4 protein-coding genes are annotated in these 2,037 nt (G+C 38.5%); 2 read left to right on the forward strand and 2 right to left on the reverse strand.

Annotated features, from left to right (window positions below; genetic code table 11):
- The coding region (locus ODU50_RS10290) for an LPXTG cell wall anchor domain-containing protein (RefSeq protein ID WP_398581410.1) at positions 1–777 on the forward strand (777 nt) is incomplete at its 5' end.
- Positions 778–992: 215 nt separating this feature from the next.
- Complete coding sequence (locus tag ODU50_RS10295) at positions 993–1,097, forward strand: putative holin-like toxin (protein ID WP_000123551.1); 105 nt, start codon at positions 993–995, stop codon at positions 1,095–1,097.
- Positions 1,098–1,430: 333 nt separating this feature from the next.
- Here ODU50_RS10295 and rpmG read toward each other — a convergent pair whose 3' ends face one another.
- Both rpmG and rpmF read right to left on the reverse strand, forming a co-directional pair.
- The gene (gene rpmG / locus ODU50_RS10300) at positions 1,431–1,580 is read right to left on the reverse strand and encodes a 50S ribosomal protein L33 (RefSeq protein WP_002262412.1); all 150 of its coding nucleotides are present in this window, start codon (positions 1,578–1,580) and stop codon (positions 1,431–1,433) included.
- Positions 1,581–1,595: 15 nt separating this feature from the next.
- The gene (gene rpmF, locus ODU50_RS10305; protein ID WP_002937589.1) at positions 1,596–1,778 is read right to left on the reverse strand and encodes a 50S ribosomal protein L32; all 183 of its coding nucleotides are present in this window, start codon (positions 1,776–1,778) and stop codon (positions 1,596–1,598) included.
- Positions 1,779–2,037: the final 259 nt, after the last annotated feature.

Here is a 2,037-nt window from a genome sequence, read left to right on the forward strand (position 1 = left end):
GAAACTCTTGCAGTAGCTAAAGCGAGTGCTATCGACAAGGCTAACGCTCTATCTAAGGCTAAGGCTGAACTGGTAGAGGCTCGCTCAGCAGATGAAAACGCCCAAGGGGTACTTGCACAAGAAAAAGAAACTCTAGAAGTACTTAAGAAGGCTGACCAGGTTGCACAACTTGCCCTTACTGAAGCTATCGCTAAACAAAGCACAGCTAAATCTGACTCTGAAAAAGCTACTGCTAAGTACAATGAACTTGCTAAAGCTTTGACGGATAAGGGTGCAGTTCTTACGGTCTTGAATGCTAAGCTTACTGAAGCTAATCAAGCCCTTGCAGTTGCTCGTGCAGAGTATGAGACTGCTAAGGAGTTACTTGCAACTCTTAAAGTTGATGCAACTGAAAAAACTACTCGCTACGAAGAGTTGGCTAACCTGAAGGCAGAACAAGACCTTGCTGAGGCTGAGGCTAAACGCTTGGTTGAGTTGAAGGCTAAGGCTGAAGCTGAAGCTATCGTCAATGCAGGTGGTATTGCGACCCCAGTACTAGATGCTAACGGGGTAGTTATTGACTACGTTGATGGGAAGAAAGCAACATCTGTAGTGCATACTAAAATTGGAAAACAAGCTGGCATAATGCAGGTTGGTGACAAAATTACTTATTCACGTGTTGAACGTGCTAAGACCTTGCCAAACACAGGGGAGCAAACAAGTTTGTTGGCACTCGCAGGTGTGTCAGTATTATCTAGCCTTGGTCTTGCAAGTGCAAGAAGACGCAAACAAGGATAGGTAGCTAAAATGAAAAAATCTTCTTACTATGACAGTAGGAAGATTTTTTGGATTCCTAAAAATTTCGGAAAGACTACGCTATTCCAACAATTTTTAGGAATGAAATATGATATACTAGATGAGTAGAAAGTGAAGACGGTAGCTCTTGATTTTCTGAAAGTGAGGTGATGCCTATGGGCAATTCATCAAAATCTGACGGAAAGGAGGAGTGTTGATTGACCGCTTTTGAAGTCGTGCAGACTATCTTAGGTTTTGGTAGCTTTACCATTACTTTGATTAGCTTGTGCTATAAAATCTTCAAAGATAAGGACAAAAAATAATCCGTCCCCACTTTTGAGCGAGTAGGACGGATTAAATCTGTTATACGAGCCACCGTCTTTTTAACGGTTCTACATTGGAGTTGGTTTGCAGACCAACTCCCTTTTTCTTTATTATAGCACTTATCAAGAAAAAGTTCCAAGAGAAAGTAAAAACTCCTAGAAAAATTCTAAGAGTTTTTTTCTTCGATTGATGACTTTCTTTTTTTAATTTCAAAAAAGGTTGCCATAAAGGTTGCCATAAAACTGATTTTAAATGATTTGTAGTGAAATTCAATATTTCAAGAATCGCATGAAATCAAGCTTTTTCAGCATGTACTGAAATGTAATGAAACCTTATTTAACCTCAGTAAAAATCACGTGCTTACGCAATTTTGGTGAGTATTTTTTCAATTGAAGACGGTCTGGAGTGTTGCGTTTGTTTTTTGAAGTAAGGTACAAACGCTCACCAGATTCTTTGTGTTCAAGTGTAATATTTACGCGCATGGTATCTCCCTTCTATTATTCAGCTGAAGCAGCCTTAGCGATTTTACGTCCTTTGTAGTATCCTTTCAAAGATACACGGTGAGAACGTGAGTAATCTCCAGTAGTTTCGTCAAATTTCACAGTTGGAGCTGCTACTTTATAGTGAGTACGACGTTTGTTTTTCTTCGCTTTTGAAGTGCGACGTGCAGGTACTGCCATTTCTTTTTTCCTCCATTAAATGTCAGGGTCAAGCCCTTTTTAAATCTAAAATAGTGCGTATGACTTTCGTCAACTTTAACAGTATAACAAAAGTTTTTTGTAAAGTAAAGTTACTTGACAGATTTTTTGAAAAAATTTGTCAGATTTTTATTTCTGAAAGTTCTATAATGAAGTTAGCCACCTTACCTTAGTCAAGAATTAGATGTTTCACTATGTTTGAGTAAGTTGATGATTTCATTTGATAACAGGCTTGAAGCTG

It is taken from the genome of Streptococcus sp. 2020WUSS084 (assembly GCF_044427445.1).
GTDB classification, from domain to species: domain Bacteria; phylum Bacillota; class Bacilli; order Lactobacillales; family Streptococcaceae; genus Streptococcus; species Streptococcus suis.

Coding starts and splice junctions, on each gene's coding strand:
- rpmG (WP_002262412.1), bottom strand. CDS start 1,580: ATGCGCGTAAATATTACACTTGAACACAAAGAATCTGGTGAGCGTTTG.
- rpmF (WP_002937589.1), bottom strand. CDS start 1,778: ATGGCAGTACCTGCACGTCGCACTTCAAAAGCGAAGAAAAACAAACGT.